The sequence below is a fragment of the Streptosporangium sandarakinum genome (assembly GCF_013409935.1).
GTDB classification, from domain to species: Bacteria; Actinomycetota; Actinomycetes; order Streptosporangiales; family Streptosporangiaceae; genus Streptosporangium; species Streptosporangium nondiastaticum.
On record NZ_JACCCO010000001.1, the window covers coordinates 2,592,610 to 2,607,572 of the forward strand.

Here is a 14,963-nt window from a genome sequence, read left to right on the forward strand (position 1 = left end):
TTCGTTCATCCTTTGTCGGTTGATCCGGCCGAATGCCCCCCGTCGTGGGACGGGGGGCGCTCCGGCCGGGTACTTACGTGCGAGCGGGTCAGCCGACCTGACCGAAGATGTCGATCCGGTCGCCTTCGACCAGGCTCACGATCGCGCGCTTGGTGCTGGGACGCTGGCCGAAGCCGAACTTGGTCCGCTTGCGCTTGCCCTGGCGGTTGATGGTGTTGACGCTGGCCACCTTGACGCCGAAGATCTGCTCAATGGCGATCTTGACCTGCGTCTTGTTGGCCGTCTTCCGCACCAGGAACGTGTACTTGTTGTGCTCGTCGATCAGGCCGTAGCTCTTCTCGGAGACAACCGGCTTGATGATGATGTCGCGCGGGTCGGCGATCTTCTCCATCAGGCGTCTTCCTTCCCGCTCTTGCCCAGACGCGCCACGACCTGGTCGTACGCCGCCTGGGTGAAAACGACGTCGTCGTAGCAGAGCACGTCGTAGGTGTTCAGCTGTCCCGCGTCCAGCAGGTGGACCTCGGGAGCGTTACGCAGGCTGAGCCAGGTGAGCTCGTCACCCTCGTCGACGACGACGAGGACGCTGCGAGCCTGCGTGATCTTCCGCAGCGACTCCAGAGCCGCCTTGGTCTTCGGGGTCTCGCCCTCGACCAGGCCGCTGACCACATGAACGCGGCCGCCGCCGGCCCGGTCGGAGAGGGCGCCGCGCAGCGCGGCGGCCTTCATCTTCTTGGGCGTCTTCTGGCTGTAGTCCCGCGGGACCGGGCCGTGGACGGTGCCACCGCCGGCGAACTGCGGGGCGCGGGTCGAGCCCTGGCGGGCGCGGCCGGTGCCCTTCTGGCGGTACGGCTTCTTGCCGCCGCCGCTGACCTCACCGCGGGTCTTGGCCTTGTGGGTGCCCTGCCGGCGAGCGGCGAGCTGGGCCACGACGACCTGGTGGATCAGAGGAATGTTGACCTTGGCGCCGAAGATGTCTTCGGGCAGGTCGACGGTGCCCGCCTTGGCCCCGCGCACGTCGAGGACGTCAATGGTGCTCACTTGGCAGCCCCCTTCTTGGCAGAGGTGCGGACGAGGACCAGGCTGCCGTTGGCGCCGGGGATCGCACCCTTGATCAGGATGAGATTCTTCTCGGCGTCCACAGCGTGGACCTTGAGGCTCTGGATGGTGGTGCGGACGTTGCCCATCCGACCGGCCATGCGCAGGCCCTTGAAGACGCGGCCCGGGGTGGCGCAGCCACCGATGGAACCCGGCGAGCGGTGCTTGCGCTGGGTACCGTGCGAAGCGCCCAGACCCCCGAAGCCGTGCCGCTTCATGACACCGGCGAAGCCCTTGCCCTTGCTCTTGCCCGTCACGTCAACGAACTGGCCGGCCTCGAAGGTGTCGGCCAGAAGCTCCTGGCCGAGGGTGTAGTCGCTCGCGTCGTCGGTACGGATCTCCGCGAAGTAACGGCGCGGGGTGATGTCGTGCTTGCGGAGGTAGTCGCCGAGCGGCTTGTTGACCTTCCGGGGGTCGACCTGCCCGAAGCCGAGCTGGATGGCGGAGTAGCCGTCCTTCTCGGCGGTGCGGACGCGGGTCACCACGCACGGACCGGCCTCGACGACGGTCACCGGGACCATCCGGTTGTCCGCGTCGAAGACCTGGGTCATGCCGAGCTTCTTGCCCAGGACGCCCTTGATCTGCTTAGCCATGTCAGTGCGTTCCCTCAGAGCTTGATCGAGATGTCAACGCCGGCGGGAAGGTCGAGTCGCATGAGCGAGTCGACCGTCTTCGGCGTCGGGTCGATGATGTCAATGAGCCGCTTGTGCGTGCGCATCTCGAAGTGCTCGCGGCTGTCCTTGTACTTGTGCGGCGAGCGGATGACGCAGTACACGTTCTTCTCGGTCGGCAGCGGAACCGGGCCCGCGACCTTAGCGCCAGTCCGCGTCACCGTCTCGACGATCTTCTTGGCCGAGCTGTCGATGACCTCGTGGTCATAGGCCTTGAGCCGGATGCGGATCTTCTGTCCCGCCATAATGGCCTCGGTGTCCTTCGCTGTCGTCTGAAAAAGTTGCGTGCGGCCTGTGGCCGCTATGTGATGGCCGAGTCCGCCGGGCCTGGCGGCCCGCGCCGTCTCCGGCGTGGCGTCCTCGTCCGTGCCCCACGTAGCAGACGCTTACGGTCTGCGCTTTCTTCCGTGATCTGGCAGTTACTTCGGTCACTTCGGCCGAACCAACTGCGAGATCACGGTTCGTGGGTCCCGCCCGGCGGCGCGCGCCGTACGGCACGGCCACCTCGTGGTGCGGCGGCCGGCCCCCTGAGTCGAGGGCCGACCGCCACTCCGCGATCGTACTACTTGATGATCTTCGTCACACGGCCGGCGCCGACGGTGCGGCCACCCTCGCGGATCGCGAACTTGAGGCCCTCCTCCATCGCGATCGGCTGGATGAGCTGGACGGTCATCTCGGTGTTGTCACCGGGCATGACCATCTCGGTGCCCTCCGGCAGGTTCACAACGCCGGTCACGTCAGTCGTACGGAAGTAGAACTGCGGACGGTAGTTGTTGAAGAACGGCGTGTGGCGGCCACCCTCGTCCTTCGAGAGGATGTAGACCTGGCCCTCGAACTCCGTGTGCGGAGTCGTGGTGCCCGGCTTGATGACACACTGGCCGCGCTCGACGTCCTCGCGCTTGATGCCGCGGAGGAGCAGACCGACGTTGTCACCGGCCTGGCCCTCGTCGAGGAGCTTGCGGAACATCTCGACACCGGTGACCGTGGTCGTGGTCTTGGTGTCCTTGATGCCGACGATGTCGACGGTCTCGTTGACCTTGACGATGCCGCGCTCGATACGGCCGGTGACGACGGTGCCGCGACCGGTGATCGAGAACACGTCCTCGATCGGCATGAGGAACGGCTTCTCGGTCTCACGGGTCGGCTCGGGGACGTTCTCGTCCACGGCGGTCATGAGCTCGATGATGCTGTCGCCCCACTTCTCGTCACCCTCAAGGGCCTTGAGAGCGGAGACGCGGACGACCGGCAGGTCGTCGCCGGGGAACTCCTGGGCCGAGAGAAGCTCACGGACCTCGAGCTCGACGAGCTCCAGGATCTCCTCGTCGTCGACCATGTCGGCCTTGTTGAGGGCCACGACGATGTAGGGGACGCCGACCTGGCGGGCCAGGAGGACGTGCTCCTTCGTCTGCGGCATCGGGCCGTCGGTGGCGGCGACCACGAGGATCGCGCCGTCCATCTGGGCCGCACCGGTGATCATGTTCTTCACGTAGTCGGCGTGACCGGGGCAGTCCACGTGAGCGTAGTGGCGCTTCTCGGTCTGGTACTCGACGTGCGCGATGGAGATCGTGATGCCGCGGGCCTTCTCCTCGGGCGCCTTGTCGATCTTGTCGAACGGGGTCGCCTCGTTGAGCTCAGGGAAACGCTCGTGGAGCACCTTGGTGATCGCCGCGGTCAGAGTGGTCTTGCCGTGGTCGATGTGCCCAATGGTGCCGATGTTTACGTGCGGCTTGGTCCGCTCGAACTTGGCCTTGGCCACTGTCTGTCTCCTTAGAGATTCTGACTTGACTTGCGTCTTTTCACTCGGGCTTGGGGAGGTCGGTCCCTCGCGGGACCGACCGGCGAGTATTCGCTCCCCGCACCCCCGGCAGGGAGGCGATCAGATCGCCTCCGCCACCGGAACGGATGCCGGACTTACTCGCCCCGCACCTTCGCGACGATCTCCTTGGCGATGTGCGCAGGCACTTCCGCGTAGGAGTCGAACAACATGCTGAAGCTGGCGCGCCCCTGCGTCTTGCTACGAAGGTCACCCACGTAGCCGAACATCTCAGAGAGCGGCACGAGCGCCTGGACGATACGCGCGCCGGCGCGCTCGTCCATCGCCCGGATCTGCCCGCGGCGGCCGTTGAGGTCGCCGATGACGTCGCCCATGTAGTCCTCGGGGGTGGTGACCTCGACGGCCATCACCGGCTCCAGGATCACGGCGTCCGCCTTGCGCGCGGCCTCCTTGAAGGCCATCGATCCAGCGATCTTGAAGGCCATTTCGGACGAGTCGACCTCGTGGAAGGCGCCGTCCTGCAGGGTGACCTTCACCCCGACCATGGGGTAGCCGGCGAGAACACCGAACTCGGCGGCCTCCTGGGCGCCCGCGTCCACCGACGGGATGTACTCCCGCGGGATGCGGCCACCGGAGACCTTGTTCGCGAACTCGTAACCGTCGTTGCCTTCGCCGAGCGGCTCGAGGTCGATGATGACCCGGGCGAACTGGCCGGAACCACCGGTCTGCTTCTTGTGGGTGTAGTCGACCTTCTCCACCTTGCGGCGGATGGTCTCCCGGTAGGCGACCTGCGGCCGGCCGACGTTCGCCTCGACCTTGAACTCGCGGCGCATCCGGTCGACGAGGATCTCCAGGTGGAGCTCGCCCATACCCCAGATGACCGTCTGGCCGGTCTCCTCGTCACGGCGGACCTGGAAGGACGGGTCCTCCTCGGCCAGCCGCTGGATCGCGGTGCTGAGCTTCTCCTGGTCGCCCTTGGTCTTGGGCTCGATCGCGACGTTGATGACCGGGGCCGGGAACGTCATCGACTCCAGGACGACCTGGTGGGCCGGGTCGCACAGGGTGTCACCGGTGGTGGTGTCCTTCAGGCCCATCACGGCGACGATCTGACCGGCGTGCGCGGACGGGCGCTCCTCGCGCTTGTTCGCGTGCATCTGGTAGATCTTGCCGATCCGCTCCTTGCGGCCCTTCACGGAGTTGATGACCCCGGAGCCGGACTCGAGGGTGCCCGAGTAGATGCGGATGTAGGTGAGACGGCCGAGGTGCGGGTCGCTCATGATCTTGAAGGCCAGCGCGGCGAACGGCTCGCTCACGTCCGCGTGACGCTCGACGGTCTCCTCCTCGTTGCCGACCGCGTGGCCCTTGAAGGCCGGGATGTCGGTCGGCGCCGGGAGGTAGGCGACGATCGCGTCGAGCAGGGGCTGGACGCCCTTGTTCTTGAACGCGGTGCCGGTCAGGACCGGGTTGATGGCGCTGGCCAGCGTCGCGCGGCGGATGGCCGCGACCAGCTGCTCCTCGGTGGGCTCGGTGCCCTCCAGGAAGAGCTCCATCAGCTCGTCGTCGTTCTCGGCGACGGTCTCGACGAGCTTGTCGCGCCACTCACGGGCGGCGTCGGCGTACTCGGCCGGGATGTCGACGACCTCGTACATCTCGCCCTTGGCCGCCTCGGCGCTCCAGAGCAGGCCCTTCATCTTCACCAGGTCGATGACGCCCTTGAAGTCGGCCTCGACGCCCCAGGGAAGCTGGAGGACCGCCGGAGTGGCGTTCAGCCGGCTGACCATCATGTCGACGCAGCGGTGGAACTCCGCGCCGACGCGGTCCATCTTGTTGACGAAGCAGATACGGGGCACGCCGTAACCGTCGGCCTGGCGCCAGACCGTCTCGGACTGCGGCTCGACACCCGCCACACCGTCGAACACGGCGACGGCGCCGTCGAGGACGCGGAGCGAGCGCTCCACCTCGATGGTGAAGTCGACGTGGCCCGGCGTGTCGATGATGTTGATCGTGTGACCGAGCCACTCGCAGGTCGTAGCAGCGGAGGTGATGGTGATACCACGCTCCTGCTCCTGCTCCATCCAGTCCATCGTGGCTGCGCCCTCGTGGACCTCACCGAGCTTGTAGTTGATGCCGGTGTAGAACAGGATGCGCTCGGTCGTGGTGGTCTTGCCCGCGTCGATGTGGGCCATGATGCCGATGTTTCGGACCTTGGCCAGGTCAAGAGCGGTCGTGGTGGCCACTTCTCTCGCGTCCTCGTCGTCTCGTCGAACCCGCTGTTACCAGCGGTAGTGGGCGAAGGCCTTGTTGGACTCGGCCATCTTGTGGGTGTCCTCGCGCTTCTTGACGCTGGCGCCGAGGCCATTGCTGGCGTCGAGCAGCTCGTTCATGAGGCGCTCGGTCATGGTCTTCTCGCGGCGGGCGCGGGAGTACTGCACCAGCCAACGCAGGGCCAGGGTGGTGCTGCGCGCGGCGCGCACCTCGACCGGGACCTGGTAGGTCGCACCGCCGACGCGGCGGCTGCGGACCTCGAGGGTGGGCTTGACGTTGTCCAGCGCGCGCTTCAGGGTGACGACCGGGTCGTTGCCGGTCTTCTCCCGAGCACCTTCGAGGGCGCCGTAAACGATGGACTGCGCGATGGAGCGCTTGCCGTCCAGGAGCACCTTGTTGATGAGCGCGGTGACCAGCGGCGAGTTGTGGACCGGGTCAGCCATGAGCTGACGACGACCAGGAGAACCCTTGCGAGGCATTCTTACTTCTCCTTCTTCGCGCCGTAACGGCTACGGGCCTGCTTGCGGTTGCGGACACCCTGGGTGTCGAGCGAGCCGCGGATGATCTTGTAGCGAACACCCGGCAGGTCCTTCACACGACCGCCACGCACGAGCACGATGGAGTGCTCCTGAAGGTTGTGGCCGACGCCCGGAATGTAGGCCGTGACCTCGATGCCGTTGGTGAGCCGGACACGCGCGACCTTGCGGAGGGCGGAGTTCGGCTTCTTGGGGGTCGTGGTGTAAACGCGCATGCAGGTGCCGCGTCGCTGGGGGCTGGCCTTGAGCGCCGGGGTCTTGGTCTTGGTGACCTTATCCTGGCGGCCCTTGCGGACCAGCTGCTGAATCGTAGGCACCGCGTCTCCGTTCGTGCTTGCCGGTGATTCGAATGTTGTTGCCTTTGCAGGTACTGCCGGTGTCATGACCTGCGAAGTGGCCGCCCACTCCGACCCACGCGGTCGGGCGTGTCGCGCACTTGTCGCGCCATCTCCGAACCTGCCCGGTGGAGGGGGCCACACGGCGCCTCTGCCGACTCCCCGTGGGAACCTGTCGACGCGCACGCATGAGAGCCCATGAAGACATGGGCACGATGGGCAAGACTACCCAGTCAAGCGCAACGCGTCAAAACCATTGCGCCTGCCGGCCGTCTCAGTGGACACCCGTATTCGTGCCATGACTCCCGCGACCGACTCACCGCCGGCCGCTGCTGGGTCCATGACGAGTTTACCGGTCGTGCGGGACTTCTCCGGCCGTTCTTCTCGTTAACATCCGGCCTCCACCGCAACATTCCGGTCAAGAGAGATCAATAAGAATTCGGCGGAAAAGCGGACGGCGCCCGCCCCCGGAGGGGACGGGCGCCGTCGGCGTCACACTCAGCGGTTGTACTGACCGAAGTCGTACTCCTCCAGCGGCACGGCCTCGCCGGAGCCCGAGCCGAAGGTGTAGTCCGCCGCGGAGCCGTCGTAGCCGCCGACCGTGTACATCGCGGCCTTGGCCTCCTCGGTCGGCTCGACCCGGACGTTGCGGTACTGCGGCATGCCGGTACCGGCCGGGATGAGCTTACCGATGATGACGTTCTCCTTGAGGCCGAGCAGGGAGTCGGACTTGGCGTGGATCGCCGCGTCCGTGAGCACCCTGGTCGTCTCCTGGAAGGACGCCGCCGACAGCCAGGACTCGGTGGCCAGCGACGCCTTGGTGATGCCCATCAGAACCGGGCGGCCGGAGGCCGGCGTGCCCTGCTCCGCCACGCACTCGCGGTTCATCCGCTCGAAGCGGGGCCGCTCGACGAGCTCACCGGGCAGCATGTCGGTGTCACCCGACTCCAGCACGTTCACGCGCTTGAGCATCTGCCGGACGATGATCTCGATGTGCTTGTCGTGGATGGACACACCCTGCGAGCGGTAGACCTGCTGGACCTCGGCCACCAGGTGCAGCTGCACGGCCCGCGGGCCGAGGATGCGCAGCACCTCGTTGGGGTTGACCGCACCGGCGACCAGCTGCTGGCCCACCTTGACGTGCTGCCCCTCCGAGACCAGCATCCGCGACCGCATCGAGACCTGGTAGGCGACCTCGTCGGAGCCGTCGTCGGGAACGATGACGATCTTCCGGGTCTTGTCGGTCTCGTCGATGCGGACCCGGCCCTCGGCCTCGCTGATCGGGGCGACGCCCTTGGGGACGCGCGCCTCGAAGAGCTCCTGGACACGGGGCAGACCGTGGGTGATGTCCGCACCCGCCACACCACCGGTGTGGAAGGTACGCATCGTCAGCTGGGTGCCGGGCTCGCCGATCGACTGGGCGGCGATGATGCCGACCGCCTCGCCGACGTCCACGAGCTTGCCGGTCGCGAGCGAACGGCCGTAGCAGGTGGCGCAGACACCGATCTTGGCCTCGCAGACGAGGGCGCTGCGGGTCCTGACGGTCTCCACTCCGGCCTCGACCAGCGCGGTGACGTGGATGTCGTTGATGTCGACACCCGCGCTCGCGATGACCTTGCCGTCCACCTCGACGTCCTCGGCCAGGATGCGGCCGTGCACGTTGCTCTCGGCGTTCTCGGCCTTGACCAGGTTGCCCTGGGCGTCGCGCTCACCGACGTGCAGCGGGACGGCGCGGTCGGTGCCGCAGTCGATCTCGCGGACGATGACGTCCTGCGCGACGTCCACCAGACGACGGGTCAGGTAACCCGAGTCGGCGGTACGCAGCGCGGTGTCGGCCAGACCCTTCCGCTGTCCGTGGGTGGAGATGAAGTACTCCAGCACCGACAGGCCCTCGCGGAACGAGGCCTTGATCGGACGCGGGATCGTCTCACCCTTGGTGTTGGACACCAGACCGCGGATGCCGGAGATCTGCCGGACCTGCATCAGGTTTCCTCGGGCACCCGACTGGACCATCATCCAGACCGGGTTGCTCTTCGGGAACGCCTGCTGCATGTCGTCGGTCACGTCGCTGGTGGCGTGGGTCCAGATCTCGATGAGCTCCTGGCGGCGCTCCTCGTCCGTGATCAGACCGCGCTCGTACTCGCGCTGAACCTTGTCGGCCCGGCGCTCGTACGTCTCCATGATCGTGGCCTTGTTCGGCGGCGCGATGACGTCCTCGATGGAGATCGTCACACCGGCCCGGGTCGCCCAGTAGAAGCCGGCGTCCTTGAGCGCGTCGAGCGCGGCCGCCACCTCCACCTTCGGATACTTCTCGGCCAGCTCGTTGACGATGGCCGAGAGCTGCTTCTTGCCGACCTGGAAGTTGACGTACGGGTAGTTCGCCGGGAGCGTCTGGTTGAACAGGCAGCGGCCGAGCGTGGTCTCCAGGCGGTAGGGGTCGCCCGGCTCCCAGCCCTCGGGGCCCTGCCAGCCGCGCGGCGGCGGGACGTCCCCGTCGACCCGGACCTGGATCCTGGCCTGGATGTCCAGCTCGCGGCGGTCGAAGGCCATGAGGGCCTCCGACACCGAGCCGAAGATCCGGCCCTGACCCGGCGCGTTCTCGCTCTCGTCCTTCTCGGTGGTCAGCGAGTACAGGCCGATGACCATGTCCTGGGTGGGCATGGTGACCGGCTTGCCGTCGGCCGGCTTCAGGATGTTGTTGGTGGACAACATCAGGATGCGGGCCTCGGCCTGCGCCTCGGCCGACAGCGGCAGGTGCACGGCCATCTGGTCACCGTCGAAGTCCGCGTTGAACGCGGTGCAGACGAGCGGGTGGATCTGGATGGCCTTGCCCTCGACCAGCTGCGGCTCGAAGGCCTGGATGCCCAGGCGGTGCAGGGTGGGCGCGCGGTTGAGCAGCACGGGGTGCTCGGTGATGACCTCTTCGAGGACGTCCCACACGACCGGGCGGGCCCGCTCGACCATCCGCTTGGCCGACTTGATGTTCTGCGCGTGGTTCAGGTCGACCAGGCGCTTCATCACGAACGGCTTGAAGAGCTCCAGCGCCATCTGCTTGGGCAGACCGCACTGGTGCAGCTTCAGCTGCGGGCCGACGACGATGACCGAACGGCCGGAGTAGTCGACACGCTTGCCCAGGAGGTTCTGGCGGAACCGGCCCTGCTTGCCCTTCAGCATGTCGCTGAGGGACTTCAGCGGGCGGTTGCCGGGACCGGTGACCGGGCGGCCGCGGCGGCCGTTGTCGAACAGCGCGTCGACGGCCTCCTGGAGCATCCGCTTCTCGTTGTTCACGATGATCTCGGGCGCGCCGAGGTCGAGGAGACGCTTGAGGCGGTTGTTCCGGTTGATCACCCGGCGGTACAGGTCGTTCAGGTCCGAGGTCGCGAACCGGCCACCGTCGAGCTGCACCATCGGGCGCAGGTCCGGCGGGATGACCGGGATGCAGTCGAGGACCATGCCGTTGGGCGAGTTGCGCGTGTTCAGGAACGCGGACACGACCTTGAGACGCTTGAGGGCGCGGGCCTTCTTCTGGCCCTTGCCGCTGCGGATCGTCTCGCGGAGGTTCTCGGCCTCGGCGTCGAGGTCGAAGTTGGACAGGCGCTCCTGGATGGCCTGGGCGCCCATGCCGCCGCGGAAGTAGCGGCCGAAGCGGTCGCGCATCTCGCGGTAGAGCAGCTCGTCGCCCTCGAGGTCCTGGACCTTGAGGTTCTTGAAGCGGCTCCAGACCTCCTCCAGGCGGTCCAGCTCGCGCTGGGCCCGGTCGCGGAGCTGGCGCATCTCACGCTCGGCGCCCTCGCGGACCTTGCGGCGCTGGTCGCCCTTGGCGCCGGCGGCCTCCAGCTCGGTCAGGTCGCTCTCGAGCTTCTTCTGACGGGCCTCGACGTCGGCGTCACGGCGCTGCTCGATGTGCTGCCGCTCGACGGAGATCTTCGCCTCCAGCGACGGCAGGTCACGCTCGCGCAGCTCCTTGTCCACGTGCGTGATCATGTAGGCCGCGAAGTAGATGACCTTCTCCAGGTCCTTCGGGGCCAGGTCGAGCAGGTATCCCAGACGGGACGGCACGCCCTTGAAGTACCAGATGTGCGTGACCGGCGCGGCCAGCTCGATGTGGCCCATCCGCTCACGGCGCACCTTGGCCCGGGTCACCTCGACGCCGCAGCGCTCACAGATGATGCCCTTGAAGCGGACGCGCTTGTACTTGCCGCAGTAGCACTCCCAGTCCCGGGTCGGACCGAAGATCTTCTCGCAGAAGAGGCCGTCCTTCTCGGGCTTGAGGGTCCGGTAGTTGATGGTCTCGGGCTTCTTCACCTCGCCGTGCGACCACTGACGGATGTCGTCGGCCGTCGCCAGTCCGATCCGAAGCTCGTCGAAGAAGTTGACGTCCAGCATTTGTAATCCCCTCCTCAGCTTCTAGATCAGACCTCTTCGACGCTGCTCGGCTCGCGCCGGGACAGGTCGATGCCGAGCTCCTCCGCCGCGCGGAAGACGTCCTCGTCGGTGTCGCGCATCTCGATGGACATGCCGTCGCTGGAGAGCACCTCGACGTTCAGGCACAGCGACTGCATCTCCTTGATGAGCACCTTGAAGGACTCGGGGATGCCCGGCTCGGGGATGTTCTCGCCCTTGACGATGGCCTCGTAGACCTTCACGCGGCCCAGCACGTCGTCGGACTTGATGGTCAGCAGCTCCTGCAGGGCGTAGGCGGCGCCGTAGGCCTCCAGCGCCCAGACCTCCATCTCACCGAAGCGCTGGCCGCCGAACTGGGCCTTACCGCCGAGCGGCTGCTGGGTGATCATGGAGTACGGGCCGGTCGACCGCGCGTGGATCTTGTCGTCCACCAGGTGGAGCAGCTTCAGGATGTAGATGTAACCGACCGAGATCGGGTGCGGGAACGGCTCACCGGAGCGGCCGTCGAACAGCTGCGCCTTTCCGTTCGGGCCGACCATGCGGCCGCCGTCGCGGTTGACCAGCGTGCTGCCGAGCAGGCCGACGATCTCCTCCTCGCTGGCGCCGTCGAACACCGGGGTGGCGACGTTGGTGCGCGGCTCGACCTCGGCGAAGCCCTTGTCGCGCAGCCGCTCGGCCCAGGCCTCCTCGATGCCGGAGATGTCCCAGCCCCGGGCGGCGATCCACCCCAGATGGGTCTCCAGCACCTGCCCGACGTTCATCCGGCCCGGCACGCCGAGCGGGTTGAGGATGATGTCGACCGGGGTGCCGTCCTCCAGGAACGGCATGTCCTCCACCGGGAGGATCTTGGAGATGACGCCCTTGTTGCCGTGCCGGCCCGCGAGCTTGTCCCCATCGGTGATCTTGCGCTTCTGCGCCACATAGACCCGGACCAGCTCGTTGACGCCCGGCGGCAGCTCGTCGCCCTCCTCACGGGAGAACACCCGCACACCGATGACCTTGCCCTGCTCACCGTGCGGCACCTTCAGCGAGGTGTCGCGCACCTCACGGGCCTTCTCCCCGAAGATCGCGCGCAGCAGCCGCTCCTCCGGCGTCAGCTCGGTCTCCCCCTTCGGGGTGACCTTGCCGACCAGGATGTCACCGGGCACGACCTCGGCGCCGATGCGGATGATGCCCCGCTCGTCGAGATCGGCCAGCACCTCCTCCGACACGTTCGGGATGTCCCGGGTGATCTCCTCGGGGCCCAGCTTGGTGTCGCGGGCGTCGACCTCGTGCTCTTCGATGTGGATCGACGACAAAACGTCGTCCTGCACCAGCCGCTGGGACAGGATGATGGCGTCCTCGTAGTTGTGGCCCTCCCACGGCATGAACGCCACCAGGAGGTTCTTGCCCAGCGCCATCTCACCGTCGTCGGTGCAGGGACCGTCGGCGATGACCTGACCGGCCTCGATGCGGTCGCCCTCGGCCACGATCGGCTTCTGGTTGAAGCAGGTGCCCTGGTTGGAGCGCTTAAACTTCGCCACCCGGTACGTCGTGCGGGTGCCGTCGTCGTTCATCACCGTGACGTAGTCGGCCGAGACCTCCTCGACCACACCCGCCTTCTCGGCGTTGATCACGTCACCGGCGTCGGTGGCGGCGCGGTACTCCATGCCCGTGCCGACCAGCGGTGCCTCGCTCTTGAGCAGCGGCACCGACTGGCGCTGCATGTTGGAGCCCATGAGCGCGCGGTTGGCGTCGTCGTGCTCCAGGAACGGGATCATCGCGGTGGCGACGGACACCATCTGGCGCGCCGAGACGTCCATGTAGCCGACCTCGGAGGCGCGCACGGACTCGAACTCGCCGCCCTTGCGGCGGACGAGCACGCGGTCCTCCAGGAAGCTGCCGTCCGCGGCGATCGGCGTGTTCGCCTGCGCGATGACGTGCCGGTCCTCCTCGTCGGCGGTGAGGTACTCGACCTCTTCGGTGACCCGGCCGTCGACGACCTTCCGGTAGGGGGTCTCGACGAAGCCGAAGGAGTTGACCCGGCCGAAGGAGGCCAGCGAGCCGATCAGGCCGATGTTGGGGCCCTCGGGCGTCTCGATCGGGCACATGCGGCCGTAGTGCGAGGGGTGGACGTCACGGACCTCGAAGCCGGCCCGCTCCCGCGACAGACCACCCGGACCCAGCGCGGACAGACGCCGCTTGTGCGTCAGGCCGGCCAGCGGGTTGGTCTGGTCCATGAACTGCGACAGCTGGGAGGTGCCGAAGAACTCCTTGATCGACGCCACGACCGGGCGGATGTTGATCAGGGTCTGCGGCGTGATCGCCTCGACGTCCTGGGTCGTCATCCGCTCACGCACCACGCGCTCCATCCGCGCCAGGCCCAGCCGGACCTGGTTCTGGATCAGCTCGCCCACGTTGCGCAGCCGCCGGTTGCCGAAGTGGTCGATGTCGTCGGTCTCCACGACGATCTCACCACCGCCGGCCCCGGCCATCGACGTCTCGCCCGCGTGCAGCTTGACGATGTACTCGATCGTGGCGACGATGTCGTCCTCGGTCAGCGTGCCCTGGGTGATGTCGGCATCGACGCCCAGCTTCTTATTGATCTTGTAGCGGCCGACCTTGGCCAGGTCATAGCGCTTGGAGTTGAAGTACAGGTTCTCCAGCAACGCCTGCGCCGACTCCCGCGTCGGCGGCTCACCCGGCCGCAGCTTGCGGTAGATGTCCAGCAGCGCGTCGTCCTGACCGGCGGTGTGGTCCTTCTCCAGCGTGGCGCGCATCGACTCGTACTGGCCGAACCGCTCCAGGATCTGCTCACTGGTCCAGCCCAGCGCCTTCAGCAGCACCGTGACCGCCTGCTTGCGCTTGCGGTCGATGCGCACCCCGACGCTGTCACGCTTGTCGATCTCGAACTCCAGCCAGGCCCCCCGCGAGGGGATCACCTTGCAGCCGTACAGATCCTTGTCGGAGGTCTTGTCGACACTGCGGTCGAAATAGACACCGGGAGAGCGGACCAGCTGGGAGACCACGACACGCTCGGTGCCGTTGATGATGAAGGTGCCCTTGCCGGTCATGAGCGGGAAGTCGCCCATGAACACGGTCTGGCTCTTGATCTCACCGGTGGTGTTATTGATGAACTCCGCCGTGACGAACATCGGGGCGGAGTAGGTCATGTCCTTGTCTTTGCACTCGTCAACGGAGTACTTGGGCGGCTCGAACCGGTGGTCGCGGAACGACAGGGACATGGTCCCGGAGAAGTCCTCGATGGGACTGATCTCCTCGAAGATCTCTTCGAGACCCGACTGGGCCGGAACGTCCTTGCGCCCGGCCTGGCGAGCCGCCTCGACCCGCCCCTTCCACTTCTCGTTGCCCAGCAACCAGTCGAACGACTCGGTCTGCAGAGCGAGAAGGTCGGGAACCTCAAGGGGTTCCTGGATGCGTGCGAACGACACACGACGGGGACCAGCGGGTACGGCGGAGGCGTTGCGCGAGGCTGCCAACAGATGTCCTTCCGAGGGCTCGCGGCGGACTGACTACACGCACGCCAGACGACCATGCATCGGAGCACCAAAAGAAGCGGGTCGTCAAAGGGCAGCGCAAAGGGGCAGTGTAGCCGAACGGCATACACCTGTCCAGTCCACTCTCGCTGCATGCTCCACGTTGGTCGCAGCATCGCCCGTCAGCGCCGAAACGTCAAGCCCGCGAGCTGACATTTCAGCCGAGGAACGGCCGAGACGCCGGGAGTTCTCCCCGCCGCGAACCGCGCGTCACCATCGGCCTCAGGACGATACCCGACGACCCGCCGAGGCTAACGCTCAGTCGCACGACGGCTCGAACGCTAGCCCATGCCGGGCCGACGATCGACACTACCGTGGCTCATCTACCCCGATCGGCACCGAACCCA

At 66.8% G+C, this 14,963-nt stretch carries 10 protein-coding genes; all 10 read right to left on the bottom strand.

Annotated elements, in window-relative coordinates:
* Positions 1 to 88: 88 nt before the first annotated feature.
* Positions 89 to 391, bottom strand: a complete 303-nt coding sequence (gene rplW / locus HDA43_RS11455; RefSeq protein WP_179819694.1) for a 50S ribosomal protein L23 — start codon at positions 389 to 391, stop codon at positions 89 to 91.
* On the bottom strand, positions 391 to 1,038 hold the full coding sequence (gene rplD, locus HDA43_RS11460) for a 50S ribosomal protein L4 (protein ID WP_179819695.1): 648 nt from the start codon (positions 1,036 to 1,038) through the stop codon (positions 391 to 393). The genes rplW and rplD overlap by 1 nt, the downstream gene beginning before the upstream one ends.
* Positions 1,035 to 1,688: a 50S ribosomal protein L3 gene (gene rplC / locus HDA43_RS11465; RefSeq protein WP_179819696.1), complete on the bottom strand. Its 654-nt coding sequence runs from the start codon at positions 1,686 to 1,688 to the stop codon at positions 1,035 to 1,037. The genes rplD and rplC overlap by 4 nt, the downstream gene beginning before the upstream one ends.
* Positions 1,689 to 1,702: 14 nt before the next feature.
* Complete coding sequence (gene rpsJ / locus HDA43_RS11470) at positions 1,703 to 2,011, bottom strand: 30S ribosomal protein S10 (RefSeq protein WP_012887830.1); 309 nt, start codon at positions 2,009 to 2,011, stop codon at positions 1,703 to 1,705.
* A gap of 317 nt (positions 2,012 to 2,328) precedes the next feature.
* Positions 2,329 to 3,522 (bottom strand): elongation factor Tu, encoded by a 1,194-nt coding sequence (gene tuf, locus HDA43_RS11475; RefSeq protein ID WP_179819697.1) that lies wholly within the window; start codon positions 3,520 to 3,522, stop codon positions 2,329 to 2,331.
* A gap of 155 nt (positions 3,523 to 3,677) precedes the next feature.
* Positions 3,678 to 5,726, bottom strand: a complete 2,049-nt coding sequence (fusA, locus tag HDA43_RS11480; protein WP_218912117.1) for an elongation factor G — start codon at positions 5,724 to 5,726, stop codon at positions 3,678 to 3,680.
* 87 nt (positions 5,727 to 5,813) lie between these two features.
* Positions 5,814 to 6,284, bottom strand: coding sequence for a 30S ribosomal protein S7 (gene rpsG / locus HDA43_RS11485; RefSeq protein ID WP_179819699.1), 471 nt, complete (start codon positions 6,282 to 6,284; stop codon positions 5,814 to 5,816).
* Positions 6,285 to 6,286: 2 nt separating this feature from the next.
* Complete coding sequence (rpsL, locus tag HDA43_RS11490; RefSeq protein WP_012887826.1) at positions 6,287 to 6,658, bottom strand: 30S ribosomal protein S12; 372 nt, start codon at positions 6,656 to 6,658, stop codon at positions 6,287 to 6,289.
* 516 nt (positions 6,659 to 7,174) lie between these two features.
* On the bottom strand, positions 7,175 to 11,062 hold the full coding sequence (locus HDA43_RS11495) for a DNA-directed RNA polymerase subunit beta' (RefSeq protein ID WP_179819700.1): 3,888 nt from the start codon (positions 11,060 to 11,062) through the stop codon (positions 7,175 to 7,177).
* Positions 11,063 to 11,088: 26 nt separating this feature from the next.
* Entirely contained in the window at positions 11,089 to 14,559 is a 3,471-nt protein-coding gene (gene rpoB / locus HDA43_RS11500) for a DNA-directed RNA polymerase subunit beta (RefSeq protein WP_179819701.1), read from the bottom strand.
* Positions 14,560 to 14,963 lie beyond the last annotated feature (404 nt).